We start from the raw sequence: 23,846 nt of genomic DNA, 5'->3' as shown, positions 1-23,846 counted from the left end.
TCTGACAGGCATTTTCGGGCGTGACCCAAGGTGCTAGGGTCCGCACCCCATCCCCAGTTTGGATTGCCCCGGCGAGCGCTGCGATGACCGACAAAGCCAGTATTGAAGCTCAACTGCACCGCATCGCCGAGGCGCTCGAACGCCTCGCGCCGCCCGGGAGCGTCACGGCCGATTTCATGGCCGCAGATGCCTTTGTCTGGGACGCCGAAACAACCGCGCTGGTCCCGGTCCCGGAGGTCGCCCGGGTCGATCTCTCTCTCCTGAAGGGAATCGATCGGGTTCGCGATATCCTGCTCGACAACACGCGGCGCTTCGCCCGCGGCCTTCCCGCCAACAATGCACTCCTTTGGGGTGCCCGCGGCATGGGCAAGAGTTCGCTCGTGAAAGCGGCGCATGCGGCCGTCAACGAAGAAATACCGCACAGCCTGATCCTGATCGAGATTCATCGCGAGGACATCGAGAGCCTGCCGCGCCTGATGTCGCTTCTACGCGGACAAGATCGGCCTGCCATCATCTTTTGCGACGACCTCTCCTTCGACCACGACGACACCAGCTACAAGTCTCTCAAGGCGGTGCTCGAAGGCGGCATCGAGGGACGGCCGCACAACGTGATTTTTTATGCGACATCGAACCGTCGCCACTTGATGCCCCGCGATATGGTGGAGAACGAACGCTCAACCGCCATCAATCCGTCTGAGGCCGTCGAGGAAAAGGTCTCACTTTCCGACCGGTTCGGCTTGTGGCTCGGTTTTCACAATTGCAGCCAGGCGGACTTCCTCGGCATGGTCGAGGCCTATGCCGCCCACTATGGCTTGATGATCGAAACGGAAAGGTTGCACGCCGAAGCGATCGAGTGGGCCGCGACGCGCGGCGCCCGATCTGGTCGCGTGGCCTGGCAATACATTCAGGATCTGGCCGGCCGCCTTGGCCAACAACTCGGCTAGCGGCCGATAAACAACTGCGGGTCGAGCGCTTTGGCGCCCCGTCGCACTTCGAAATGCACCTGAGGCGTGACAACGCTGCCGGAATTTCCTGCCTGTGCAATGGTGTGGCCGCGCGTGACCGTGTCGCCGCGCTGCACCAGCAATTTGCTGTTATGCGCATAGGCCGTGATCAGGTCGCCCTCGTGCCGGATCAAAAGCAAATTGCCATAGCCCTTCAATTCGTTGCCGGCATAGGCAACGACACCACTTTGTGCCGCCTTGACCGGCGCGCCTATTTCCGCGGCGATGTTGATGCCGTCATTGTGCAGCCCGTTGGCCTTGGGCCCATATGTCGAGAGAATCTTGCCCTCTATCGGCCAGATGAACCCGCCGGTCGCGGCCGGAGCCGCAGGCAGCGAGCTCTTCGGTTGGGTCGTTGTCATCACCGACGGTTGGGACGATGCAACGGCCACCCCGGCGACCGGTCGCGCTATCGGCACCGGGCCACCGGCCACGTCGCTGTCGACAATGGGTTGTGCCGTGCCGCGCGAGGGGAGCTGCAGCCGTTCGCCAACCCTGATCGTATAGGGCTCCCGCAGGCGGTTGAGGCTGGTCAGCGATGCCATATCGACATTGTATTGTCGGGAAATGCTGTAGACCGTATCCCCGCTCCTTACGACATGGAACCGTCCCGCCGGGATCGTCAATTTTTGCCCGACCCGAATGGCATAGGGCGGCGCCAGTCGGTTGGCATCGATGATCGAGCGCAGCGGTACGTCATGCGCCCTGGCAATGCTGTGAACAGTGTCGCCACGACGGACCACATAGTTGCCGCTCGATGTAACCGCATCGCCCGGGCGCGCCATCGGCAAACGCTGGCCGCCGACGGATTGTCCATCCCACCAAGGACGCTCGCTGCGGCTGCTGCAGGCCGCCACAAGCAGTATCGACGCGAGCGCGCCGACCAATCTCGCCACCTTCATGCTGTGACCGCCGCGCCGCATCTTTGCCAGCCGCTCCCTCTCAGGCGTTCAGGTTTCTTTCGCGACACCTTCGACCAATGGCACAAAGCGCACCGGTAAAAGTTCCTCGCGCTTCACACCTTCGCCCGTCCGCTCAATCCGCACAAGTTTCTGCTCCCCCCGGCCGCCAGATGTCGTAACAGGCACGATCATCAGCCCGCCTTCCTTGAGCTGCTCGACCAGCTTTTGCGGGACAGCCGGTGCTGCCGCGGTCACGATGATTCGGTCGAACGGAGCCTGTTCGGGCCAACCCTGCCCGCCGTCCCCGACCTTGGCGGTGACATTGTGAATATTAAGGTTCTCAAAGCGCCTCAGGGCGTCTTTCAGAAGGGTCCGGTAGCGCTCGATCGTGTAAACACGACGGCACAGCCGCGCCAGCACGGCAGCCTGGTAGCCCGAGCCCGTGCCGACTTCCAGCACTTTCATCCGTTCGCCGACCTGCAACTGTTCGGTCATGTAGGCGACAATGTAGGGCTGGCTGATCGTCTGCCCGCATTCGATCGGCAGGGCATGATCCTCATAGGCCTGCTTGCGAAATGTACCGCTGATGAATTTCTCGCGCGGCACGCGCTCAATTGCTGAAAGCACCCGCTTGTCGCGGATGCCTTGTCGTCGCAGGCCCATGATCAACTCGATCTTGCCCTGTTCGATCTCGTCCATGGGCGTTTCGTCGCTCACCGGAACCTCACGATTTCCGACGCGGACGTTTCAACGGAATCGTACCAAGCGCGGCGTTGAGTGCCTTTGCCGTACCGGAGTGCGTGAGATCCATATGCAACGGCGTGATCGAGATACGACCTTCATAGATGGCGCGCAGATCTGTTCCCTGCGGCGGATTGCTGAGAATGCGCTCGAATCCGAGCCAGTAATAGGGATTGTTGCGCGCGTCGATCCGCTCCTCGACGCGGACCAGCGATTGGTCGCGCTTGCCCTGCCGCGTCACCTCGATACCGGTTACCGATTGCGGCACGACATCCGGAAAATTGATATTGATCAGGACATCCGCGGGCCATCCTGCCGCGACGAGCTTTTTGATGATGTCCGGCGCGAAATGCTCGGCCGTCGACCATTTGAGTTTAATGTTGCCACCAAAGCCGAAAGCCTGGCTGAGCGCGATCGAGGGAATGCCGAGCTGCGTTCCCTCCATCGCCGCTGCGATGGTACCGGAATAGGTCACGTCGTCGGCGATGTTCTGGCCGCGATTGACGCCCGAAAGAACCAGATCGGGCATCTCATCCTTCATGATGTGACGTACGGCCATCAGCACACAGTCTGATGGCGTTCCCTTGATGGCGTATTTTCGCGTGCTGAGCTTGCGCACGCGCAGCGGATTGGCAAGCGACAGCGAATGCGCAGAGCCGCTCTGTTCCTCCTCCGGCGCGACCGTCCAGACATCACGCGTCAACTTCAGTGCAATCTTCTCCAGCACCGTGAGACCCGGCGCATGAATGCCGTCATCATTGGTGACCAGAATACGAAGGGCCTTGAACGCAGGCTTACCCATGAGGCGCAATGACCTCCAGCCCACCCATATAGGGGCGCAACGCTTCCGGCACCTCGATCGAACCGTCGGCCTGCTGGTAATTTTCCATCACCGCCACCAGCGTTCGCCCGACCGCGAGGCCAGAACCGTTCAGCGTGTGAACGAAACGGGTGTTCTTCTCGCCCTTCGGCCGGTAGCGCGCATTCATCCGCCGTGCCTGGAAATCGCCGCAGACCGAGCAGGAGGAAATCTCGCGATAGGCATTCTGTCCCGGCAGCCAGACCTCGATGTCGTAGGTCTTGCGCGCCGCAAAGCCCATGTCGCCGGTCGAAAGCACCATCACCCGGTAATGCAGGCCGAGCCGCTTCAACACCTCCTCGGCGCAGGCGAGCATCCGGTCGTGCTCAGCGAGCGATTTTTCGGGCGTCGTGATCGAAACCAGCTCGACCTTCGAAAACTGATGCTGGCGGATCATCCCCCGCGTGTCGCGCCCCGCCGCTCCCGCTTCGGCGCGGAAGCAGGGCGTGTAGGCCGTGAAGCGCTTCGGCAGATCTTCTTCCGACAGGATGCTTTCGCGCACCAGATTGGTCAGCGGCACCTCGGCGGTCGGGATCAGCCAGTACTTTTCCTGGTCGTCGCGGCTCTGCCCCTTGAACGTCGCGAATTGGTCGTCGACAAATTTCGGCAACTGCGCCGTACCGAACATCGCCTCATCGCGTACCATCAGCGGCGGCGCGACTTCCTCGTAACCGAACTCACTGGTGTGCAGGTCGACCATGAAATTGCCAATGGCGCGTTCGAGCCGCGCCAGCGGGCCCTTCAGCACCGCGAAACGCGCGCCGGAGAGCTTCGCCGCCGTCTCGAAATCCATCAGACCGAGGGCCTCGCCGAGATCGAAATGCTCGCGCGGTGAGAAATTCATCGCGCGCGGCGCCCCGTGGCGGTGGTCTTCGACATTGGCGCTTTCGTCCGGACCGACCGGCACTCCATCGAGCGGGATGTTCGGGATCGAGGCCAGCGCCGCCGCAAGCTCGGCATCGACCTGCCGCTCTTCCTCTTCGCCTTTCTGAAGGTCGCCCTTCAGGCTCACGACCTCGTCCATCAGCTTCTGCGCTGTGGCCTCATCCTTTTTGGCCTTGGCCTGGCCGATCAGCTTTGAGGCGTCGTTGCGTCGTTGCTGCATTTCCTGCAGACGGGTGACGATCTGGCGCCGCCGCTCGTCGATTTCGATCAGGCGCGCGGCTTGCGGCTCGAGCCCGCGCTTGGCGAGCCCGGCATCGAAGGCGCCGGCATCGTCACGAATGGCTTTGATGTCGAACATGACACCTCTGGAAATGGTGGGAAATCCGACTACGACCGGGCAATCAGCAAGATCGAATCATCTCCCACCAGCCCGTTCGTTTTCGCGCCCTGTATAGGCGCAAAGACCCCAACCGTCCAGATGATGGCGGATCAAGCCTCGGCCGCATCCTCGGCTTCGGCCGCCGCCGCGGCCTGCCGTCTTTCGGTCCATGACACACCGAAAATCGAAAACTCGTAGAGCAGCAGGGTCGGAACCCCGAGCGCAATCTGGCTGAAGAAGTCGGGCGGCGTCAGAAAGGCCGCGACGGCGAAGACAATGACGATGGCATAGCGACGGCCCTTGCGAAGCTGAGCGGCATTAACGACGCCGATCCGCGCCAGCAGCATCAGGATGACCGGCAACTGGAAGCACATGCCGAACGCAAAGAGAAGCGTCATGATGAGGCTCAGATATTCGCTGACGCGCGGCATCAATTCGATAGCCGTCCGCCCCTCGCCGCCTTCTTGCTGCATGTTCATGAAGAACTGCAGTGCGAGCGGCATGACCCCGAAATAGACCAGCGCCGCACCGATCAGGAACAGGATGGGCGTGGCCACCAAATAAGGCAGGAAGGCGTGGCGCTCGTTCTTGTAGAGGCCCGGCGCGACGAACATGTAAATCTGCGAGGCGATGATCGGAAAGGCCAGAAACATCGCACCGAAAAAGGCAAGCTTCAGTTGCGTGATCAGAAATTCCTGCGGTGCGGTGAAAATGAAACGCGCCTCGGGTCCGGACCCGACCGCAACTTCATAAGGCCTGATCAGGATATTGAAAATATCGTCGGCGAAGGCAAAGCAAATCCCGAAAGCAATCGCAATGGCAATTACCGAGCGGATCAGTCGGGAGCGCAATTCGATCAGATGATCGATCAACGGCGCCCGCGATGCCTCGACCTCATCGTCCGGATCCGGCGCGGCAGCATTGACGCTCATTTGTCGTCACGCTCCGAATCCGCCGGCACCGCGCGCGCCGGGTCACTCACCCCGAACGCATCAATGGCTTCGGCTTCCCTCAACGCATCCTGCATTTCAGGCGATATATCGCTGGTTTCGGCCGGTTCACCCGCGGCAATCTCGGCGGCCCGTGCCGCCGACGCCGAAGCGGCGGCGGCCGCACCCGCGCCGCCAGCGCCGATCTTCATGGGCTTGTCGATTTCCTGCTGGAGCTTTTTAAGCGGTGCCGAGGCAACATCGCGAAGGCCGGTAACTTCCTTGCGCAATTCCTCAAGTTCGGTCTCGCGCGCCAGATCCTCGAACGAACTCTGGAACTCACGCGCCATCGCCCGGACTTTGGCCACATACTGGCCAACCGTCCGCATCATCCGCGGCAGGTCCTTGGGGCCTACGAAGATGATGGCGACCGCCGCAATGACAAGCAGCTCTGACCATCCGATATCGAACATATTGCTCTGAAATGCCTCGAACCAGGCGCGCGCGCCTACTAGCCGTTGGTGGCCTTGTTCTTGGCCCCGGCGCTCTCTTCCCGGCTTACAGTCGCATCAATGGTCTTGGGCTCCGGTCGAGCGGTATCGGCCTCATCCTCTTCCGAAAGCCCCTTCTTGAAGCTTTTGATGCCCTTCGCGAAGTCACCCATCATGTCGGAAATCTTGCCCCTGCCGAACAGCAGCACGATCAGTACGACCACCAGCAGTATTTGCGTCCAACTCGGCATTTGTCTCTCCACCCGCGTGAAAACGCCCACGCTTCTGTAACCGGCACTACCTCGTCGCAATATGGGCGTTTTGCCGCCGAATTGCGACACCATTTCAGATCGTGAGTGCTATCTGCGCAATGGGTTTAAAGACAAGAATTATAGTTAACAAACCTCAATAACAAGATGATTTAAAAAGAAAATTCCGGCGAACATCATAAAGTGGATGAGCCAATCATGCGCTAATTGTCTTCCGCGACATCTTGCGCCATATGCTCATCAAGGGCTGCACCATACTCTTCTTCGTCGGTGAACTCGCCATCGCCCTCGGCGCCGCTCTCGCTCGGATTGGGAATGTCGAAGCCCGGCGGCAAGCGTCCGTCGAGAAGGCCGGCCGCTTTCAGTTCATCGGTTCCAGGCAGGTCGCCAACATTTTCCAGACCGAAATGCACGAGGAACTCCTCGGTCGTGCCATAGGTAACCGGGCGGCCCGGCGTCCGTTTGCGACCGCGCAGGCGCACCCACCCCGTCTCCATCAGCACATCAAGCGTCCCCTTCGAGACGGTCACGCCCCGAACTTCCTCGATTTCGGCGCGCGTGACAGGTTGATGATAGGCGACAATCGCCAACGTCTCCATCGCCGCCCGCGACAAACGTCGTTGCTCGACCGCTTCCCGCTCCATCAGAAAGGCCAGGTCGTCGGCCGTCCGGAACATCCATTTGTTGGCGATCCGAACGAGATTGACGCCGCGCCCCTCATAGGTTTTTTGCAGGTCCTCAACGGCCGCACCGACATCGGCGCCATCAGGCAACCGGCTGGCGATACTGTCGATGTCGAGCGGTTCTGCGGCCGCGAAAAGCAGCGCCTCGACCATGCGGATCAGCGCTGTGTGTTCCGTGGCATTGACCGGAAAGCGAACGACATTCTCGGACGCCGCGTCCGCATCGCCCCCGTCGTCATCTTCGATCTCCATTTCGATACCGCCCTTGGCTTCCGTATCCTGAACTGTCTCGTCCGTCATTCCTTGGTCTTCTCTGGGGTGGTTTCTTCGGATTTGGCTTCACGACGGCGCACGAACAACGGCCCAAACGCCCCTGACTGGCGCAATTCCATATGCCCGTCCTTGGCAAGCTCCAGCGCCGCACTCAACATGCTCGCCATCGCCGAACGTCGCATCGGTGCACTCATTTCATCAACGGGCAGGAAATTGTCGATCCGGCCCCAATCGAACATCATGCCCATCATCGCTTCGAGGCGCTTTCGCGCCGCTTCGATCGCCATGATCGGCAGTCGTTTCGGCTCCCACTTGGTCTCGTGACCTTTAAGGCGCTGCTCCGAATAACTCTTGAGAAGTTCGAACAGCGTTCCCTGATAATCGCTTGTTTTGATAAGGCGAATGCCTTCCGGCGCGCCGCGCGGAAAGACCTGAATGCCCATCCGGCAACGCCGCCCGAAAATTTCCTGGGCCGCCTTGCGCATCGCCTCGAGCCGTTGCAACTGAAAAGCGAGCCGAGCCGCCATCTCGGCACCCGATGGGCCTTCTTCTTCCTCGGGTGCCGGCAACAACAGTTTCGACTTGAGGTAAGCAAGCCATGACGCCATCACGAGGTAGTCGGCGGCAAGATCGAGCTCCATACGTCGCGCATGGGCGATGAAGTCGAGATATTGCTCAGCCAGCTTGAGAATTGAAATGCGGGTGAGGTCGACCTTCTGGTTGCGTGCCAGCGTCAGCAATACGTCGAGCGGCCCCTCGAAGCCGTCAAGATCGACAATCAGCGTATCGCCGGGATCGCCGTCACTCCGCGGCGGCCCCTCTTCGAAACTCGACACGGCGTCGTCAGAGGCGACGTCTCCTGCCGGAGCGCCTTCGTCAGCTTCGCCTTGTGTGGGCGCCTCGCTCATGGCTGCCTTGTGCATATGACCCGGATTCTTGCAGTCCCCATACGTCCGCGATCCGATTCTGCCCATCGGCCGGGGACGAATGCCCCTTATACCGCGCGTCCCGAGGCCGGGGTACCCTGTTTCTCGGCTTATCCCCAGCGATCTTCAGCGCCTGCCACCAAAAATTCGGCCAAACGCGCATGGTTCTCTGCCGGATCGAGGTCTTCGACATGCCGTGGCAGAGCCGCAATCGCCGAATCGGCCCGGTCTTGTGCAATGCCCTCAAGCACCGGCACCGCGCGCGCCACCGCCTCCATCTCAGCCATCCGCCCATTGCAATGCAAAACGACATCGCAACCGGCCGCAAGGCTCGCCTGCGCCCGTTCGTCGAGGCCACCCGCCAAAGCCTCCATCGAAAGATCGTCCGACATCAACAGGCCTGCAAAGCCGATGTGTCCGCGAACGATTTCGTCGATCAGCTTTTTCGACGTTGTCGCGGGCGCATCCGGATCGATGGCCGTGTAGACGACATGCGCCGTCATCGCCAAAGGCAGATCGCGCAGCGCATGGAAGGGGCGAAAATCCGCATCCTCAAGTTCCCCGCGCAACGCGGTTACGATCGGCAGACTCATATGGCTGTCGGCGCCGGCGCGCCCATGTCCGGGAATATGTTTCATCACCGGCAAGACGCCGCCGGCCAGCAAGCCATTGGCGGACGCCCGTCCCAACGCCGTCACCTTGTCCGGCGTCGCCGCATAGGCGCGATCGCCGATCACATCATGTGCCCCCGGCGACGGGACATCGAGTACCGGCAGGCAATCAATGGTGATGCCGAGAGCACGAAGATCTGCCGCGATCAGACGGGCGCCGAGTTGCGCGGCCGCGAGACCCGCTTCGGGATCGCGCGCGTAGAGATCGCCATAGGCACGGCCGGACGGATAATTCTGCCAATGAGGCGGACGCAAGCGCTGAACACGGCCGCCTTCCTGATCGATCAGGATTTGTGCATCATGGCCGGCGGCCTCCCGCAAGCTCGCGGCCAACTGCCGAACCTGGTGAGGCGTGTCGATATTGCGCGCGAATAGAATGAAGCCCCAGGGCCGTGCTGCCCGAAAGAATGCCCGCTCCCAAGCCTCAATCACGAGGCCGCCGCAGCCATAGACCGCTGCCGACACACTCATCGCGGTCTGACGAAACAGCCCTGCCCTTGCGCATCAAGTTTCGCGCAAAGCGCATCGGCATCCGCCTTGTCGAGAAAGCCGGCGCGTAACCGGTAATAGATGCCTTGCGCGCCCAGATCGGCGCGCTGGATGTCAGCACCGAGGCCCCCCAAAAGATCGGGATACTTGACCTTGAGCTTGTTGAACGCGTCGCGTGCGGCTGCCTCGTCGCGGAAAGCGGCCAGCTGCACGACATGACTTCCTGCAGCGCTTGCCTGCGGCTCCGTTTCGGTTGGCGCCGGCGAAACGGCTGGCTCCGACGAATCTTCTGGCGCGGTCGTTCCCGGTACGACGGCATCAAGCGGCGCGCTTTCTATTGCTTCCGCGAGCCGATCCATTGCCTGCTGGTCGCGCGGCGAAATATCGGCCGCACGGTCGATTGCCAGAGGCTCCTCGGCTGGTGGCAGCAATTGTTCGGCCTCGCCCCGCCCTGCGCTCGTCTCTCCACCAAGGCGGTCGTAAATGCCGGCATCCTGATGCGGAAATTTCTTGCCGCCGGGGTTCACGGGGACTTCCTTGGTCGGCTCGCCGTCGGCACGCAGGATCGGCGGAACGCCGCTCTGCAAATCGCCCTGCCGATAAGCGAGGAACACAACGCCCGCGAACACCGCCAGGAGCGCCACGATGCTGAGGAGCATCAACGGCCCCCGTCGACGGCCTTCGTCGTCATCAAAGGCCTCGTAGTCCTCGACGTCGGGATCGAAGTCGTATTCCGGATCCTCGTCCCAGCTGCCGTCTCGGCGCGACATCAGCGCATCTCCTCGGTCGGCTCAACCCCCAGTATCCCCAGACCGGCGGCAATGACATATGCCGCAGCCCGAATCAAAGCGAGTCGGGCAAGCGTAGCATCCCTGTCATTTTCGCGAATGAACCGAAGGGACGCATCGTCCTTGCCTTTGTTCCAGAGCCCATGGAAGGCCGCCGCAAGATCATCGAGATAGAAGGCAATTCGGTGCGGTTCATGGGCAAGAGCGGCCTGCTCCACTTGGCGCGGGAAGCCCGCCATCAGCCGCAGGAGCGCCAGCTCGGCCTCATCGCCCAGGCGCGAAAGATCGGCATTTGCGAGCGCCCCGTCGGAAAGGTCGTAACCGGCTTCGGCCGCGTTTCGCAAAACGGAATGAATACGGGCATGGGCGTATTGAACATAAAACACCGGATTGTCGCGTGATTGCTCCGTCACCTTGGCAAAATCGAAATCGAGCGGCGCATCGTTCTTGCGCGTCAGCATCATGAAGCGCACGACATCCTTGCCGACCTCGTCCACAACATCGCGCAGTGTCACGAAATCGCCGGACCTCTTCGACATTCGTACCGGCTCACCATTGCGGAACAGCCGCACCATCTGGCAAACCTTGACATCGATCTCCGCATCGCCGCCCGTTAGCGCAGCCACCGCCGCCTTGACGCGCTTGATATAGCCCGAATGGTCGGCACCCCAGACGTCGATCAGCGTGCGGTAACCACGCCGGTACTTGTCGTGATGATAGGCGATATCCGGCGCGAAATAGGTCCAGCTCCCATCGGATTTCTTCAGGGCCCGGTCGGCATCGTCGCCAAATTGTGTCGAACGGAAAAGCGTCTGCGGCCGTGGTTCCCAATCCTCGGGCGTCTCGCCCTTGGGCGGCTCCAGCACGCCAACATAGATCAGGCCCTTTTGTTCCAGCAGCCTTACCGTTTCCTCGATCGCGCCGGATCCGTGCAACGAGAGCTCGGAAAAGAACACTTCATGCGTGATGCCGAGCACGGCGAGGTCGCCGCGGATCAATTCCATCATCGCCTCGACGGCGGTCGCGCGGGCCGCGGCAATCGCATCGGCCGGGTCCATATCGAGCAGCGCGCGGCCATGCGTGGCAGCGAGGGCCTGCCCCACCGGCTTCAGATAGTCGCCGGGATAGAGGCCTTCGGGGATCGCAACGATCTCCTCACCCAATGCTTCGCGGTAGCGAAGCAATGCGCTGCGCGCCAGCACTTCGATCTGCCCGCCAGCATCGTTGATGTAATATTCGCGGCAAACCCGATAGTCGACTTTCTCCAGAAGATTGGCCAACGCGTCGCCGAAGACCGCGCCACGAACATGGCCGACATGCATCGGACCGGTCGGATTTGCGGACACATACTCAACATTGACCGCCTCACCACGGCCCATGTCGCTTGCGCCATAGGCCGGACCCGCGCGGAGCATTTCAGGAATGCGCGCCAGCCAGAAAACGGCATTCAGCCGAAGATTGATGAAGCCCGGCCCCGCGACCGACACTTCCGCTACAGCCTCCTCGGCGGTGAGCTTGGCGGCCAATTGATCGGCAAGGTCGCGCGGCTTCACGCCGGCAGGCTTTGCCAGCACCATTGCTGCATTGGTCGACAGGTCACCATGCGAGGGATCCCTCGGCGGTTCGACAGCAACACGCGACGTGTCGATACCCGCCGGCAATACACCTTCGTCCACCAGGGCCCGCAGGGCGGCCTCGACGCGATCCTCGAAATACCGAAAAATATTCATTATTGCCGTCAGTTGGAGGGCCACCGGGCGCGCACTCTAGCGGCGCCGAGGGCCTGTTTCCAGCCCCCGTTCACGCCCTTGAGTCGTGAAGGTCGAAGAGCCGCCGATGCTCCTCAATGGCGAAGCGATCGGTCATGCCCGCGATGAAGTCGCACACCCGGCGGGCCGTCTTGAGGCCGCCCGCCCCATCGCAACCCCGCTGCCATTCCGGTGGCAGGAGGTCGGGCCCCCGATGCAACAGCTCGAAAAGATCCGTGACGATCCGCTGTGCCTTGCTCATCGAACGATTGACGCGGTAATGCCGGTACATGCGCTGCATCAGAAAGGACTTCAGAGCCGCATTGTGCTCGCCCATCACCGCACCGAAGCCAACCAGCGGCCGTCCCATCGCGCGGACGTCGGCGGCTGAACCCGGCCGGAGTTGGTCGAGTCGGCACCGCGTTTCGACCAGCAAATCGTCGACCATCGTGCCGATCAGGCGTCGTACCGCCTCATGAATCACACGTGCGGTTTCAAGGCCCGGAAACTCGTCCAGAACGCCCCGGAAGGCATCGCCGACCAGTGGCAGTGCCATCAGGTCGTCGATCTCGAAAAGGCCGGCCCGCAAACCGTCGTCGATATCGTGGTTGTTGTAGGCGATATCGTCGGCCAGCGCCGCCACCTGTGCTTCCGGCCCGGCATAGGTCGAAAGCTCGAGATCCTGCGTCTCGGCATATTCGGCAATGGCGCGCGGTAACGCCTCGACGCCGTGATCGGGCGTCACCACCGGTCCATTGTGCTTGACCAGCCCCTCAAGGGTTTCCCATGTCAGGTTGAGGCCGTCGAAGCGCGCATAACGCTGCTCCAGTTTGGTGACGATACGCAGCGTCTGGGCATTGTGGTCGAAACCGCCAAAGCCTTCCATGCAGCGATCAAGCGCCGTCTCGCCCGCATGGCCGAAGGGCGTATGGCCAAGATCGTGGGCCAGCGCCAGCGTCTCGGCGAGATCTTCGTCGAGACCCAGCACGCGCGCGATCGAACGGGCGACCTGCGCCACTTCAAGCGAATGAGACAGCCGGGTCCGGTAGTTGTCGCCCTCGTGATAGACGAAGACCTGCGTCTTGTACTTGAGACGGCGGAAGGCGCCGGAATGGATGATCCGGTCGCGGTCGCGCTGAAACGGTGTCCGTGTCGCGCTCTCGGGCTCGGCAAAGAGCCGCCCGCGCGTCTCTTCGGCGCGGGTGGCATAGGGCGCGGTGGCGGCAGGATTGGCGATCAGCACGAAAAACCTCGACTTTTCAGTCCCATGGCCCGATTTGGCGGTTTGAAAATCGGGTTCCGGGCAACTACATATCTGCTAAGCCAATTCTGGTATTGTTCAAGGCCGAAAGCACGATTTCGGGCCTGAACGCGAGAATGAACGCATGACCAACGCCGATACAGCCGAACTCATCAAGCCCGTCACGCTGACCGCACGGGCCGCCCGGCAAATTGCCAAAATCCTCGATGGTGAAGGCGAAGGTGCAATGATGCGTGTCGCCGTGCAAGGCGGCGGCTGCTCGGGCTTTCAATACGGCTTTACGCTGGACGACCTCAGGCAGGACGACGACCTGATCCTCGAAAGAGATGGCGCCACGGTGCTGATCGACGCCGTTTCGGTCGCCTATCTGGCCGGCTCCGAGATCGACTATACGGACGATCTGATCGGCTCGGCCTTCAAGATCAACAATCCTAACGCAACGTCATCCTGCGGTTGTGGAACTTCCTTCTCTGTCTAGACAACAGATATACTCAAAATACTGTGCTCACATGGCACAACGAAGGTTTTACCCTAGAAGAAACGCCAGTATCCTTGTGTCGACAGAGTGATTCTGCGTGCAGGGGGAGCAAGCGTTAGCTTATGAGTAGCCGTGTGCTGACTGATTCCAGCCGAAAGCTGGAGATATACTGGCGATCGATCCGAAAAGCAGATGAAGTACCGCTTCGCAGTGCGTTCAGGCTGACCACGGAAACGGCGCCGCTGATGCGGCACATGACGATCGCCGAGCTGACGGACGACGATCTGGTCTTTCGACTCGCGGGCACAGGCATTACGGAGCGGCAGGGGCTGAACATCACCGGCAAACGCTATGGCGACTTCGCCGAGCCGCTTCAGGTCTCGCGCGCGGTTGCACGCTTCAAGGCATTTCATGCGACGCCCTGCGGGTTCGTGTCCGTGCACCGGGAGGATTACGAGCGCGGATTCGCAACGGATGTCGAAGTAGCGGGCTTTCCTCTGCGTACTGACGACGGCGAGGGACGGATGGTGGTGATGATCGTGACGCCGCTCGGCACGGCGCCTTACACCGAAACCGGCGGGCGGCCGATCTTCATGGCGCCGGCCACCCATTTTGAATTCATCGATGTTGGACAGGGCGTGCCCGACGGCGAGGCGATCGTCCAATGGGCCGAGAGAACGGCCCTGACCGGGGGGAGGCAGCCCGACCAATGAAGATCGCGACCTTCAACGTCAATTCGATCAAGGCCCGCCTGCCCAACCTGATTGCATGGCTGAACGAAGCCGCGCCCGACATTGTTTGTCTGCAGGAACTGAAATGCGTCGACGACGCCTTTCCCCGCAGCGAGATCGAGGCGCTGGGCTACAACATCGCCGTCCATGGACAGAAGACCTATAATGGCGTCGCGATCATTTCGAAGCTGCCGCTCGAGGACGTGACAACCGGCCTGCCCGGCGACGACAGCGACGAACAGGCGCGCTACATCGAGGCCGTCGTGTCGGTAAGTAGCGGCGCCATAAGGATCGGATCGATTTACCTGCCGAACGGCAATCCCGTCGACACCGACAAGTTCGAATACAAGCTGCACTGGATGGACCGCCTGATCGACCACGCGCATAAGCTGCTGGCCTATGAGGAAGTGCTGGTGCTCGCCGGCGACTTCAACGTCATCCCGACCGCCGACGACGTGCACGATCCGGAAGCCTGGGCCAATGACGCGCTGTTCCGGCCCGAAACCCGTGCCAAATTCCGTGAGCTGATCAATCTCGGCCTGACCGATGCCTTCCGCGCCTGCCACACCGAAGCCCACCGCTACACCTTCTGGGATTATCAGGCCGGTGCCTGGGCAAAGGACAACGGCATCCGCATCGATCATCTGTTGCTGTCGCCGCAAGCCGCCGACCGCCTGACGGCCTGCGATATCGACCGCAATGTCAGAGGCCGCGAAAAGCCCTCCGACCACGTGCCCGTCTGGGTCGAAATCGACAGCGAAAAGGGCTGAAACACCCCCCTCTGTCACAAAACTGTCATAAAACTGTCACAAGCCGACTTCGGGCGAACTTATCCCGCAATTCGTGCCCGGGGATAACCCGACTTATCCCCGTCTCGCATCCGCCGCCGGTAAATTCCGCCCCTTGACCTTCCCATGATGGGAAGCCCTATCTCTGATCCGACACCGGACCAGAGGAGCTTTCCATGTCCACTTGCACCCATCACGACCATGCCGGGCACCAGCACGGCAGCACAACGGCGATCGACCCCGTCTGCGGCATGACGGTGAAAGTGACCCCGGAGACCCTCAGCCACCGCCATGACGGCAAGGACTTCCATTTCTGCAGCGCCGGTTGCCGGACGAAGTTCAAGGCCGATCCCGAGACTTACCTGAAGCCGAAGGCGGAGCGGCCGCCGGTCGAGGCGATGGCGGGGGTGCAATGGACCTGCCCGATGCATCCGGAAATCGTCCGCGACACCCCCGGCTCCTGCCCGATCTGCGGCATGGCGCTCGAACCGATGACGCCGACGATCGCCGATGGTCCGAACCCGGAATATCTCGACATGCGTCGCCGCTTCTGGATCGGCCTGGTAATGACCCTGCCCGTCTTCGCGCTCGAAATGGGGGCGCATCTGACCGGGTTGATGCACGTCCTTTCGCAGCAGAACAACAATCTAATCCAGATGGTGCTGGCAACGCCGGTGGTGCTCTGGGCCGGCTGGCCCTTCTTCCACCGCGGCGCGCAATCTCTGGTTACGCGCAACCTCAACATGTTCACGCTGATCGCGATGGGAACCGGCGTCGCCTGGGCCTACAGCATGGTGGCGACGCTGGCCCCCGACATCTTCCCCGATGCCTTTCGCAGCGCCGAGGGCGCGGTCGCGGTCTATTTCGAGGCCGCGGCCGTCATCACCGTGCTGGTGCTGCTCGGCCAGGTGCTCGAACTGCGGGCGCGCGAGACGACCGGCGATGCGATCAAGGCGCTGCTCGGCCTCGAAGCCAAGACCGCAAGGCGCGTCACCAGCAGTGGCGATGACGAGGACGTCGCCATCGAGGAGATCGCCGTTGGCGATGTGCTGCGTGTCCGCCCCGGCGAGAAGGTGCCGGTGGACGGTCAGCTGGCCGAAGGCGGCGGCGCCGTCGACGAGGCGCTGATCACCGGCGAAGCGATGCCGGTGAGCAAACGGCCGGGCGACAAGCTGATCGCCGGCACGATCAACCAGACCGGCAGCTTCACGATGAAAGCCGAAAAGGTCGGACGCGACACGATGCTGTCGCAGATCGTCGGTCTCGTCGCCGCCGCGCAGCGTTCGCGCGCGCCGATCCAGCGCCTGGCCGACAAGGTGTCGGGCTGGTTCGTGCCGGCGGTGATTGCCGTTGCCGTCATCGCATTCATCGTCTGGTCGATCTTCGGGCCGGAACCGCGGCTTGCCTTCGCGCTGGTCGCCGCCGTCGCGGTGCTGATCATCGCCTGCCCCTGCGCGCTCGGTCTGGCGACGCCGATGTCGATCATGGTCGGGGTCGGGCGTGGCGCCGGCATGGGCGTGCTGATCCGCGACGCGGCGACGCTGGAACGCATGGAACATGTCGACACGCTGGTCATCGACAAGACCGGTACGCTGACGGAAGGAAAGCCGCGCGTCGTCGAGATCGTGCCGGCCGAAGGTGTCGATGAAAACGAATTGCTGCGCCTGACCGCGAGCCTCGAACGGGCCAGCGAACATCCGCTCGGCGCCGCGATCGTCAGGGAAGCCGGCACGCGCAAGCTGGCGCTGGCCGAAGTTGCCGAATTCGATTCACCGGTCGGACGCGGCGCCGGCGGCAAGGTCGAAGGCCGGCGCCTCGCGGCCGGCAACAAGGCCTATCTCGACAGCCTCGGCGCCGATACCGCCGCGCTTGAAACGGTGGCCGACCGGCTGCGCCGCGACGGCGCCACCGCGATCTTCGTCGCCATCGACGGCAAGGCGGCCGGCGTCATTGCCATTGCCGACCCGGTCAAGGAAACGACGCGAGGCGCCCTCGACGCGCTGAAGGCCGACGGCATCCGCATCGTCATGCTGACCGGCGACAACATCACGACTGCCGAGGCGGTGGCGCGGCAGCTCGGCATTCTCGACGTCGAGGCGGAGGTGCTGCCGGAACGCAAGGCCGAGATCGTCGCCAACCTGAAAGCCGAAGGCCGCGTGGTGGCAATGGCCGGCGACGGCGTCAACGATGCCCCGGCGCTGGCCGCCGCCGATGTCGGCATCGCCATGGGCACCGGCACCGACGTCGCCATGGAAAGCGCCGGCATCACGCTGCTGGGCGGCGACCTTACCGGCATCGTCCGCGCGCGCGCCTTGAGCCGGGCGACCATGCGCAACATCCGCCAGAACCTCTTCTTCGCCTTCATTTACAACGCGGCGGGCGTTCCCGTGGCGGCGGGCCTGCTCTATCCTGTCTTCGGCATCCTGCTTTCGCCGGTGATCGCGGCGGCGGCGATGTCGCTGAGTTCGGTCAGCGTGATTGCCAATGCGCTGCGGCTGCGACAGGCGAAGCTCGGGTGAGGGAGGATCGGAACAGAACCATGAACATCGGCGAAGCGGCGAAGGCCTCGGGCGTTTCGGCCAAGATGATCCGCTACTATGAAAGCGTCGGCCTGATCGATCCGGCGACGCGCAGCGAGGCGGGCTATCGGGTCTACAGCGAAAACGACCTGCATGTGTTGCGCTTCATCAAGCGCGCGCGGACGATGGGCTTTCCGATGGAGCGGATTACGGTGCTGCTCGGACTCTGGCGCGACGGCGACCGCAACAGCGCCGAGGTCAAGAAACTGGCACTCGGCCATGTCGTCGAACTCGAACGGCAGATCGCCGAGATGCAGGCCGTCGCCGATACGCTGCGCAAGCTCGCCGCGACCTGCCACGGCGACAACCGCCCGCATTGCCCGATCCTCGACGATCTGTCGGCCGAACACGAAGCACCGGCGCGGACGCCGAAGCGGAGGCGTGCATGACAAGGCAGGCAACGACCGAACCGGGATGACCGCCATGCGAAAGCTGCCCCTTTCGAAGGTCTATCAATTGCTGGAGCCGGGACCGGTGGTCCTGCTGACGACGACCCGGAAGGACCGCGCCAATGTGATGACCATGTCATGGCAGACCATGGTCGAGTTCGAGCCGCCGCTAATCGCCTGCGTGGTCAGCAATGCCAATCACAGCTTCGCCGCCCTGCGCGCCACCGGCGAATGCGTGATCGCATTGCCGGCGCGCAAGCTGGCGGCAACAGTCGTCAAGATCGGCAATGTGTCGGGCCGCGACATCGACAAGTTCGAGGCCTCCGGGCTGACGCCCCTGCCCGCCCGCCGCGTGGCGCCGCCGCTGATCGCCGAGTGCTTCGCCAATCTCGAATGCAAGGTCGTCGATACCCGCATGGTCAATCGCTACAATCTGTTCATGCTGGAAGTGGTCGAGGCCTGGATCGACCCGAAGCAGAAAAATCCGAAAGCCATCCATCATCGCGGCGAGGGAAATTTTTTCGTCGATGGCGCGGCCTTCAAGCTACCGTCCCGCATGCCCTGACAGCGGCGCGGCAGAAGCGCAACGGAGGAGAGATGACGAAGGAAACAATGTCCGGCGGCTGCCTTTGCGGCGCAGTGCGCTATGAAGTCACGGGCGGCGTCAAGGGCTGTGCCCATTGCCATTGCCGCATGTGCCAGCGGGCGGCGGGCGCGCCGGTCGTCACCTGGTTCACGGTGACCGGCGATCATTTCCGTGTGACGCAGGGCGCGCTCAAATTCCGCAACTCGTCGGATCTGGCCGAGCGCGGTTTCTGCGGCGATTGCGGCACGCAGATCGCCTTCCGCTATCTCAAGGACGCCGGCAAAAGCATCGACGTGACCGCAGCCTCGCTGGACGATCCCGAAGCCATGCCGCCGAGCTTCCAGATCTGGGTCGGTTCCAGGCCTTCATGGATGCACGGCTTCGATGCGGAACTGCCCGAAAGAAAAGGCACCACCGAAAACTGATCCGGCAGTGTCCTGACGTCATTGCTGCGCGCGTTCAGCGATCCGCTCGCGCGCGCGCGAAAAAAGCATCCGAAAAAGATATCCCCAGTTGTCAGCGCGACGCTCAATCCCCATTTAGGGCTATATCGGGGAACCATACCGGCAGCGCAGATTTCCGACTTACGGCTCCATGTTCCCGGGCGGCCTGATTTGTGATTCCCCGGGGCAAATCTCTTTCGCCCGGGGAGCAGCGGCGATGAGGATACCGTATGCTGGATGATCGCGAGCACAGCAGTACCGAAGTCGAATACATGGCGTTGATACATCCTTCCCAGCGAAAGTAAGATCGTTGAGCCGACAAGGAGGATAACAGGAATGAAAACAGAATCGCTCGTTACAACCAAAGGGCGGATAACGATTCCGTTGGAAATCCGGGAGTACCTTCGTTTGAGGTCTGGAGATCGGGTGACGTTCTTCATCCGCTCCGATGGCAATGTCGCCCTTCGTCGGAAATCTCTTCCGGAGACGACGCGGCAGGTCGACAAAGACAACCGGAACGAGTAACGAAAAAATGGATCGTCATTGCGAGGAGCGCCAGCGCGACGAAGCAATCCAGAAGCCGCAGGCTCTGCGCTCGTGGCTTCTGGATTGCTTCGTTTCGCTCGCAATGACGAATACGGAGCGGCAGAAACCACCTGCCTCAAAATGCACAACTTCGACACAGCATTCCCGGTGAAGAAGGGAACGATGCATAAATGGCGTTTCGGCGCCGATGCCCGGGTTCGGCCCACTGACGGCCCCACTGTCACCATAAACCCCAGCAAAGCTTCCCCCCTGTTTGTCCCGTTCCGGAGCCCATATGCCCGTCAGATGGATGCTTGCGATCCTTGCCGCTTTCCTCGTGCTGCCGGCGCTCGCGGGTGCGCAGGCGCGCAGTGTGGAGGAGCGCCCCGACCTCGGACGTTTCTTCGAGGCCGCGGGCGTCAACGGTACTTTCGTTCTGCTGAATGTGCAGACGGACGAAACCACGATCGTCCATCGCGGGCGCGCGGAGCGCCGCTACGTTCCGGCCTCGACCTTCAAGATCGCGAACAGCCTGATCGCGCTCGAAACCGGCGCCGTGACGGATGTCGACGAGGTACTCCCCTATGGCGGCGAGCCGCAGCCCTTCAAGGCGTGGGAGAAGGATATGAGCATGCGCGAGGCGATCCGCGCCTCCAATGTGCCGGTCTATCAGGAAGTGGCGCGCCGCATCGGCCTGACGCGCATGCGCGGCATGCTGGAACGGCTCGGTTACGGCAATGCCGATCCCGGCGATGTCGTCGACCGTTTCTGGCTCGACGGGCCGCTGGAAATCAACGCGGTTGAACAGACGCGCTTCGTCGCCGCGCTGGCGACAAACGCCCTGCCGCTGTCGACCCGCAGCCAGGCGCTGGTGCGCGAGATTTTACTGCTCGAGGAGATCGACGGCGCAAAGCTCTACGGCAAAACCGGCTGGGCCTTTTACGAGGACAAGCCCGGCCTCGGCTGGTTTGTCGGCTGGACGGAACGCGACGACCGGATTTTCGCCTTCGCGCTCAACATGGACATGACGGAGATCGAGCAGGCGGGATTACGCATTGAGCTTGCGAAGCGGTTTCTGGGAGAGTTGGGCGCGTTGTAGTGCCCGAATTCTATTTCCAGCCCTCCTCTTTCTCTACCCTCCCCCTGTGGGAGGGTCAAACCGCTGCAAGCGGTTTGGGGAGGGGTTCTCCGCCTACGGCAAATTGCGCGCTTTCGATTATGCGTTGAGGTTCGACGCTTACCCCTCCCCGAAATTCGCTTCGCTAATTTCGACCCTCCCTCAGGGGGAGGGTGGAGAAAAAGGGAAAGGCCTTCGCCCCTACCCCCCGAACCCCTCTCCCATCGGCATGACGCGGATGCCCTTGCGCAGGCGCTTGTAGGGCAGTTTCGAGAGATCGGCGATGTTGGGGCCGGGGCTTTCGACGACCAGCACCTCGCGCGCCATCGGCCCGAAATCGGCGCGGAAGTGGACGGAGCTCTTGACCGCGAGAATGGCGAGATTGGCGGGCTCGATGCCGGTGTGGCGCAGCATTTCGCGATCCGCACACTGAGCTTTGCGCGAGGCGACGACGATTTCGACGCCGCCGATCCTGAGCCGCGCCGTCGGCCCGAGCGACATGCGCGAGCCGCCATAAAAGGGGCCGGTCGCCAGAAACTCGCCATCGGTGATGCGCACCACTTCGAATTCGGCGTCGATGGGCATCTCGTCCGGCGCGCCGCCGGTCTTCGCGCCGAGAAGGAGCCGGACGCGGGCGCCCTCGCCCGCCTGGACCGCCGTGCCGGCGCTTTCGGGATCGTAGAGCACACCCAGTGCGGCGCGCGGCGCATCTTGCGCGATCAGTTCGGCGAGAATGCCGATTGTGTCGCCATTGCCGCCGGCGCCGGGATTGTCCTGCGTGTCGGCCAGCACGATGGGGCCGTGACCGCCATCGGCATTGGCAATCGCATAGGCGACCGCCTCGCGCGCGCTCCAAAGCTTTTCGCGAAAGCGCGGTTCAGCCGCCACGACTTCCTTTGCGATCAGGTCGGCGGCGGCTTCGGCCGCGGCCTCGGTGTCGCCATAGGCGATGACGGTGGGGCCGCAATCGGGAATGTCGACCGGCGGGAAGCCGGTGGTGAAGGAAACCGAACCGACGCGGCCATTGCCGAGCAGTGCGCCTTCGAGTTTGGCGAGATGCGCATAGAGATGCTGCGCGGGCTCGATCAGCGTGCATTGCGAGGTCAGCGGGATCAGATAGTCGAGTTTGCGCATGGCCTTGGCCTGACGCGGCAGACCGGCGAAGATTTGATCGAGATGCGCGGCCGCACGGGCGCCGGTCTCGGCCATGTCGATATGGGGATAGGTGCGATAGGCGATCAACGCGTCGGCATGCGCGACCATTACGGGCGTCACATTGGCGTGCAGGTCGAGGCTGGCGACCAGCGGAATGTCGGGGCCGATGGCGGCTCGGATGCGGGCCAGCAACTCGCCCTCGCCATCGTCGAGATGTTCGGTGACCATTGCGCCGTGAAGATCGAGATAGACGGCGTCGTATGGCGCCGAACCTTCAAGCGCGTCGAGCATCATCGCGGCAATGCGCTCGAAGGCGTCTTCGGTGACATGCGCCGACGGCGTCGCCGAACACCAGACCAGCGGCATGAGCGTGTGACCGGCTTTCGTCGCCGCCTCGATGAAACCGGCGACGGGCACGTTCATGCCGGTAAAGGCGGTCAGCAGGTCCGGACCGCTTTGCAATTCGGGCCAGGAATCGGCCTGGGCGAAAGCGGCATAGTCGGCCTTGGACGGCGCGAAGGTATTGGTCTCGTGCTGGAAGCCGCCGACGGCGATGCGCATGATCTGTTTCGTTCCCCTGCTTCGCCCGGTTCCAGTTGATTTTCCGGCCGGTATCCAACGCCTCGCCTATACTGGCATCAAATCAAACTGCTGAGGAACCGCCATGATCAAACTGACCTTCTGCCTGACCTTCTGCCTGACCCGCCTGCCCGCGCTGAGCCTCGCCGCGTTCCAGGACTACTGGTGGAACAAGCATGCGCCGCTGGTGGCGAGCCACCGGGAGACCCTGCGGATCAAACGCTATGTGCAGCTTCACTCCTGGGAGGCGGGCTTGAGCGACGGCATCCGCGAGGTACGCGGCGGCGGGCTCGACAAGGCGCCGGCGATCTATGACGGCGTGGCGCAGCTCTGGTGGGAGAGCGCCGAGGCGCTCGCCGCCGCGCTGGCCTCGCCCGAAGGCATCGAGGCGGGGCGGCAGCTTTACGAGGACGAGGCCAAATTCATCGACTTCACCCGCTCGCCGCTCTGGTGGGGCGAGGAAAAGATAGTTTTCGGGTAATCTCACTCCGTATCACACAACGATACATTTCCTCTTGAAATCCGAATGTATCATGATATGATACACGCGAGGATCCCGGAAATGATCCAGTCCTACAGGAACAAGCTGACGGCCTCGATCGCCGACGGCAGCGTCAGAAAAGGGTTTCCGGGCGATCTCGTGAGACGCGCCCAGTTGATGCTGACATTGCTACACCACGCGGAAGAACTGAACGACCTTCGCTCGCCACCCGGCAATCGTCTCGAGAAACTATCAGGAGACCGTGAGGGACAGCATTCGATCCGCATCAACAAGCAGTGGAGAATCTGTTTTATCTGGGGTGAAGCCGGTCCCGAGAATGTTGAAATTGCGGACTATCACTAATTGTCCCGCGACAAAGGAAGCATGAGCATGGCGACCGATATTCTTCCGCCGGTACATCCGGGCGAGGTCTTGCGAGAGCTTTATCTGCAGCCGCTGGGCATGAGCCCCGGCGCGTTGGCAAAAGCATTGGGCGTTCCGAGGACGCGCATCGAACGCGTCGTGACCGAGAAGACCGCGATCACGCCGGACACCGCCCTGCGCCTGTCGAAATTTTTCGGAACGACGCCGCAGCTCTGGATGAACATGCAGACCGGCTACGATTTGAAGCTGGAAGCCAAGGTCAAGAAGGCGGAAATCGCCAGGATCAGAAAGCTGGAAACGGCCTGATCCGCCG

General features: G+C 62.2%; 27 protein-coding genes. 13 read left to right on the top strand and 14 right to left on the bottom strand.

What is annotated here, in order from left to right; all coding sequences use genetic code 11:
• Positions 1-83: 83 nt before the first annotated feature.
• Entirely contained in the window at positions 84-944 is an 861-nt protein-coding gene (locus Q7V31_RS15470) for an ATP-binding protein (protein WP_304735571.1), read from the top strand.
• Here Q7V31_RS15470 and Q7V31_RS15465 read toward each other — a convergent pair.
• The 13 genes from Q7V31_RS15465 to Q7V31_RS15405 form a co-directional block, all read right to left on the bottom strand.
• Positions 941-1,906: a M23 family metallopeptidase gene (locus tag Q7V31_RS15465; protein WP_304735569.1), complete on the bottom strand. Its 966-nt coding sequence runs from the start codon at positions 1,904-1,906 to the stop codon at positions 941-943. The genes Q7V31_RS15470 and Q7V31_RS15465 overlap by 4 nt on opposite strands.
• A gap of 48 nt (positions 1,907-1,954) precedes the next feature.
• Positions 1,955-2,605 carry a protein-L-isoaspartate(D-aspartate) O-methyltransferase gene (locus Q7V31_RS15460; protein WP_304735567.1) on the bottom strand — a complete coding sequence of 217 codons (651 nt, stop codon included), beginning with the start codon at positions 2,603-2,605 and terminating at the stop codon, positions 1,955-1,957.
• A 25-nt stretch (positions 2,606-2,630) separates the two neighbouring features.
• A complete protein-coding gene (gene surE, locus Q7V31_RS15455; protein WP_304735566.1) occupies positions 2,631-3,449 on the bottom strand; it encodes a 5'/3'-nucleotidase SurE in 819 nt (272 codons plus the stop codon).
• On the bottom strand, positions 3,442-4,749 hold the full coding sequence (gene serS, locus Q7V31_RS15450) for a serine--tRNA ligase (protein WP_304735565.1): 1,308 nt from the start codon (positions 4,747-4,749) through the stop codon (positions 3,442-3,444). Before serS ends, surE begins: the two co-directional genes overlap by 8 nt.
• A gap of 131 nt (positions 4,750-4,880) precedes the next feature.
• Positions 4,881-5,702 carry a twin-arginine translocase subunit TatC gene (gene tatC, locus Q7V31_RS15445; protein ID WP_304735563.1) on the bottom strand — a complete coding sequence of 274 codons (822 nt, stop codon included), beginning with the start codon at positions 5,700-5,702 and terminating at the stop codon, positions 4,881-4,883.
• Positions 5,699-6,172: a Sec-independent protein translocase protein TatB gene (tatB, locus tag Q7V31_RS15440; RefSeq protein WP_304735562.1), complete on the bottom strand. Its 474-nt coding sequence runs from the start codon at positions 6,170-6,172 to the stop codon at positions 5,699-5,701. Before tatB ends, tatC begins: the two co-directional genes overlap by 4 nt.
• A gap of 38 nt (positions 6,173-6,210) precedes the next feature.
• Positions 6,211-6,441 carry a twin-arginine translocase TatA/TatE family subunit gene (gene tatA / locus Q7V31_RS15435; protein WP_304735560.1) on the bottom strand — a complete coding sequence of 77 codons (231 nt, stop codon included), beginning with the start codon at positions 6,439-6,441 and terminating at the stop codon, positions 6,211-6,213.
• A 221-nt stretch (positions 6,442-6,662) separates the two neighbouring features.
• The gene (scpB, locus tag Q7V31_RS15430; RefSeq protein WP_370690670.1) at positions 6,663-7,442 is read right to left on the bottom strand and encodes an SMC-Scp complex subunit ScpB; all 780 of its coding nucleotides are present in this window, start codon (positions 7,440-7,442) and stop codon (positions 6,663-6,665) included.
• Positions 7,439-8,323 carry a ScpA family protein gene (locus tag Q7V31_RS15425; RefSeq protein ID WP_304735558.1) on the bottom strand — a complete coding sequence of 295 codons (885 nt, stop codon included), beginning with the start codon at positions 8,321-8,323 and terminating at the stop codon, positions 7,439-7,441. The genes scpB and Q7V31_RS15425 overlap by 4 nt, the downstream gene beginning before the upstream one ends.
• A 128-nt stretch (positions 8,324-8,451) precedes the next feature.
• Complete coding sequence (gene nagZ, locus Q7V31_RS15420) at positions 8,452-9,483, bottom strand: beta-N-acetylhexosaminidase (RefSeq protein ID WP_304735556.1); 1,032 nt, start codon at positions 9,481-9,483, stop codon at positions 8,452-8,454.
• The gene (locus Q7V31_RS15415) at positions 9,480-10,271 is read right to left on the bottom strand and encodes an SPOR domain-containing protein (protein WP_304735554.1); all 792 of its coding nucleotides are present in this window, start codon (positions 10,269-10,271) and stop codon (positions 9,480-9,482) included. Before Q7V31_RS15415 ends, nagZ begins: the two co-directional genes overlap by 4 nt.
• Positions 10,271-12,019 (bottom strand): arginine--tRNA ligase, encoded by a 1,749-nt coding sequence (gene argS / locus Q7V31_RS15410; RefSeq protein WP_304735552.1) that lies wholly within the window; start codon positions 12,017-12,019, stop codon positions 10,271-10,273. Before argS ends, Q7V31_RS15415 begins: the two co-directional genes overlap by 1 nt.
• Positions 12,020-12,089: 70 nt before the next feature.
• Positions 12,090-13,280 carry a deoxyguanosinetriphosphate triphosphohydrolase gene (locus Q7V31_RS15405; protein ID WP_304735551.1) on the bottom strand — a complete coding sequence of 397 codons (1,191 nt, stop codon included), beginning with the start codon at positions 13,278-13,280 and terminating at the stop codon, positions 12,090-12,092.
• 142 nt (positions 13,281-13,422) lie between these two features.
• Between Q7V31_RS15405 and erpA the strand changes: the two genes are divergently transcribed.
• The 9 genes from erpA (at position 13,423) to blaOXA (ending at position 20,916) form a co-directional block, all read left to right on the top strand.
• Positions 13,423-13,776, top strand: coding sequence for an iron-sulfur cluster insertion protein ErpA (erpA, locus tag Q7V31_RS15400; protein WP_304735550.1), 354 nt, complete (start codon positions 13,423-13,425; stop codon positions 13,774-13,776).
• Between the two features lie 122 nt (positions 13,777-13,898).
• Positions 13,899-14,489, top strand: coding sequence for a PAS domain-containing protein (locus Q7V31_RS15395; protein ID WP_304735548.1), 591 nt, complete (start codon positions 13,899-13,901; stop codon positions 14,487-14,489).
• Complete coding sequence (xth, locus tag Q7V31_RS15390; RefSeq protein WP_304735546.1) at positions 14,486-15,277, top strand: exodeoxyribonuclease III; 792 nt, start codon at positions 14,486-14,488, stop codon at positions 15,275-15,277. Before Q7V31_RS15395 ends, xth begins: the two co-directional genes overlap by 4 nt.
• Positions 15,278-15,471: 194 nt before the next feature.
• Positions 15,472-17,814 carry a heavy metal translocating P-type ATPase gene (locus Q7V31_RS15385; RefSeq protein WP_304735544.1) on the top strand — a complete coding sequence of 781 codons (2,343 nt, stop codon included), beginning with the start codon at positions 15,472-15,474 and terminating at the stop codon, positions 17,812-17,814.
• Between the two features lie 20 nt (positions 17,815-17,834).
• Complete coding sequence (gene cueR, locus Q7V31_RS15380) at positions 17,835-18,263, top strand: Cu(I)-responsive transcriptional regulator (protein WP_304735542.1); 429 nt, start codon at positions 17,835-17,837, stop codon at positions 18,261-18,263.
• Between the two features lie 34 nt (positions 18,264-18,297).
• Positions 18,298-18,828 (top strand): flavin reductase family protein, encoded by a 531-nt coding sequence (locus Q7V31_RS15375; protein ID WP_304735540.1) that lies wholly within the window; start codon positions 18,298-18,300, stop codon positions 18,826-18,828.
• 32 nt (positions 18,829-18,860) lie between these two features.
• Complete coding sequence (locus Q7V31_RS15370; RefSeq protein ID WP_304735538.1) at positions 18,861-19,274, top strand: GFA family protein; 414 nt, start codon at positions 18,861-18,863, stop codon at positions 19,272-19,274.
• Between the two features lie 354 nt (positions 19,275-19,628).
• Positions 19,629-19,817, top strand: a complete 189-nt coding sequence (locus Q7V31_RS17385; protein ID WP_370690669.1) for an AbrB/MazE/SpoVT family DNA-binding domain-containing protein — start codon at positions 19,629-19,631, stop codon at positions 19,815-19,817.
• A gap of 310 nt (positions 19,818-20,127) precedes the next feature.
• Entirely contained in the window at positions 20,128-20,916 is a 789-nt protein-coding gene (gene blaOXA / locus Q7V31_RS15365; RefSeq protein WP_370690679.1) for a class D beta-lactamase, read from the top strand.
• Between the two features lie 219 nt (positions 20,917-21,135).
• Here blaOXA and Q7V31_RS15360 read toward each other — a convergent pair whose 3' ends face one another.
• A complete protein-coding gene (locus tag Q7V31_RS15360) occupies positions 21,136-22,653 on the bottom strand; it encodes a M81 family metallopeptidase (protein ID WP_304736026.1) in 1,518 nt (505 codons plus the stop codon).
• A gap of 100 nt (positions 22,654-22,753) precedes the next feature.
• On the opposite strand from Q7V31_RS15360, the gene Q7V31_RS15355 reads away from it, so the two are divergent.
• The 3 genes from Q7V31_RS15355 to Q7V31_RS15345 all read left to right on the top strand — a co-directional run bounded on the left by Q7V31_RS15355 (position 22,754) and on the right by Q7V31_RS15345 (position 23,839).
• A complete protein-coding gene (locus tag Q7V31_RS15355) occupies positions 22,754-23,149 on the top strand; it encodes an EthD domain-containing protein (protein ID WP_304735536.1) in 396 nt (131 codons plus the stop codon).
• 81 nt (positions 23,150-23,230) lie between these two features.
• Complete coding sequence (locus Q7V31_RS15350) at positions 23,231-23,512, top strand: type II toxin-antitoxin system RelE/ParE family toxin (RefSeq protein WP_304735534.1); 282 nt, start codon at positions 23,231-23,233, stop codon at positions 23,510-23,512.
• Between the two features lie 27 nt (positions 23,513-23,539).
• Complete coding sequence (locus Q7V31_RS15345) at positions 23,540-23,839, top strand: HigA family addiction module antitoxin (RefSeq protein ID WP_304735533.1); 300 nt, start codon at positions 23,540-23,542, stop codon at positions 23,837-23,839.
• Positions 23,840-23,846 lie beyond the last annotated feature (7 nt).

The organism is Parvibaculum sp. (assembly GCF_030651915.1).
GTDB lineage: Bacteria > Pseudomonadota > Alphaproteobacteria > Parvibaculales > Parvibaculaceae > Parvibaculum.
The sequence above is the reverse complement of the archived record's forward strand: the minus strand, read 5'-3'. Positions and strand labels throughout refer to the sequence as shown.

Bases quoted from the DNA above. Each gene is read 5' to 3' on its own strand.
- surE (WP_304735566.1), bottom strand. From the start codon at position 3,449: ATGGGTAAGCCTGCGTTCAAGGCCCTTCGTATTCTGGTCACCAATGAT.
- Q7V31_RS15370 (WP_304735538.1), top strand. From the start codon at position 18,861: ATGACGAAGGAAACAATGTCCGGCGGCTGCCTTTGCGGCGCAGTGCGC.
- Q7V31_RS15460 (WP_304735567.1), bottom strand. From the start codon at position 2,605: ATGGACGAGATCGAACAGGGCAAGATCGAGTTGATCATGGGCCTGCGA.
- nagZ (WP_304735556.1), bottom strand. From the start codon at position 9,483: ATGAGTGTGTCGGCAGCGGTCTATGGCTGCGGCGGCCTCGTGATTGAG.
- Q7V31_RS15385 (WP_304735544.1), top strand. From the start codon at position 15,472: ATGTCCACTTGCACCCATCACGACCATGCCGGGCACCAGCACGGCAGC.
- Q7V31_RS15355 (WP_304735536.1), top strand. From the start codon at position 22,754: ATGATCAAACTGACCTTCTGCCTGACCTTCTGCCTGACCCGCCTGCCC.
- erpA (WP_304735550.1), top strand. From the start codon at position 13,423: ATGACCAACGCCGATACAGCCGAACTCATCAAGCCCGTCACGCTGACC.
- scpB (WP_370690670.1), bottom strand. From the start codon at position 7,442: ATGACGGACGAGACAGTTCAGGATACGGAAGCCAAGGGCGGTATCGAA.
- Q7V31_RS15395 (WP_304735548.1), top strand. From the start codon at position 13,899: ATGAGTAGCCGTGTGCTGACTGATTCCAGCCGAAAGCTGGAGATATAC.
- blaOXA (WP_370690679.1), top strand. From the start codon at position 20,128: ATGCTTGCGATCCTTGCCGCTTTCCTCGTGCTGCCGGCGCTCGCGGGT.
- Q7V31_RS15375 (WP_304735540.1), top strand. From the start codon at position 18,298: ATGCGAAAGCTGCCCCTTTCGAAGGTCTATCAATTGCTGGAGCCGGGA.
- Q7V31_RS17385 (WP_370690669.1), top strand. From the start codon at position 19,629: ATGAAAACAGAATCGCTCGTTACAACCAAAGGGCGGATAACGATTCCG.
- tatA (WP_304735560.1), bottom strand. From the start codon at position 6,441: ATGCCGAGTTGGACGCAAATACTGCTGGTGGTCGTACTGATCGTGCTG.
- tatB (WP_304735562.1), bottom strand. From the start codon at position 6,172: ATGTTCGATATCGGATGGTCAGAGCTGCTTGTCATTGCGGCGGTCGCC.
- Q7V31_RS15470 (WP_304735571.1), top strand. From the start codon at position 84: ATGACCGACAAAGCCAGTATTGAAGCTCAACTGCACCGCATCGCCGAG.
- xth (WP_304735546.1), top strand. From the start codon at position 14,486: ATGAAGATCGCGACCTTCAACGTCAATTCGATCAAGGCCCGCCTGCCC.
- Q7V31_RS15425 (WP_304735558.1), bottom strand. From the start codon at position 8,323: ATGAGCGAGGCGCCCACACAAGGCGAAGCTGACGAAGGCGCTCCGGCA.
- argS (WP_304735552.1), bottom strand. From the start codon at position 12,019: ATGAATATTTTTCGGTATTTCGAGGATCGCGTCGAGGCCGCCCTGCGG.
- serS (WP_304735565.1), bottom strand. From the start codon at position 4,749: ATGTTCGACATCAAAGCCATTCGTGACGATGCCGGCGCCTTCGATGCC.
- tatC (WP_304735563.1), bottom strand. From the start codon at position 5,702: ATGAGCGTCAATGCTGCCGCGCCGGATCCGGACGATGAGGTCGAGGCA.
- Q7V31_RS15350 (WP_304735534.1), top strand. From the start codon at position 23,231: ATGATCCAGTCCTACAGGAACAAGCTGACGGCCTCGATCGCCGACGGC.
- Q7V31_RS15415 (WP_304735554.1), bottom strand. From the start codon at position 10,271: ATGTCGCGCCGAGACGGCAGCTGGGACGAGGATCCGGAATACGACTTC.
- Q7V31_RS15345 (WP_304735533.1), top strand. From the start codon at position 23,540: ATGGCGACCGATATTCTTCCGCCGGTACATCCGGGCGAGGTCTTGCGA.
- cueR (WP_304735542.1), top strand. From the start codon at position 17,835: ATGAACATCGGCGAAGCGGCGAAGGCCTCGGGCGTTTCGGCCAAGATG.
- Q7V31_RS15465 (WP_304735569.1), bottom strand. From the start codon at position 1,906: ATGAAGGTGGCGAGATTGGTCGGCGCGCTCGCGTCGATACTGCTTGTG.